The 220-nt window shown below is 34.5% G+C and carries 1 protein-coding gene; it reads right to left on the bottom strand.

Annotated features, from left to right (window positions below; genetic code table 11):
• The coding region (locus OCU55_RS23905; RefSeq protein WP_427847096.1) for an ABC transporter permease subunit at positions 1-220 on the bottom strand (220 nt) is incomplete at both ends.

The following is a 220-nucleotide window of genomic DNA, read 5'->3' as shown; positions in this document are numbered from 1 at the left end:
CTACCAATTCTAGCACTTTCTTTTATAAGTGGTGATGCTGATTTTCCTTGAACTCCAAAAGATGTTCTAAGAATTATAAAGTTTGCAACATACATTGCTATATAGTTCATCATTATTGAGTTTATAACTTCGTTTGTTCCCATCTTTGCTTTAAGATATCCTGGTACTGCTGCCCATAAACCACCAGCTGCTATACCAGCTATTAAAACTAGTGGAAGAT

The organism is Clostridium folliculivorans (assembly GCF_024341905.1).
Taxonomy (GTDB): domain Bacteria; phylum Bacillota; class Clostridia; order Clostridiales; family Clostridiaceae; genus Clostridium_AR; species Clostridium_AR folliculivorans.
The sequence above is the reverse complement of the archived record's forward strand: the minus strand, read 5'-3'. Positions and strand labels throughout refer to the sequence as shown.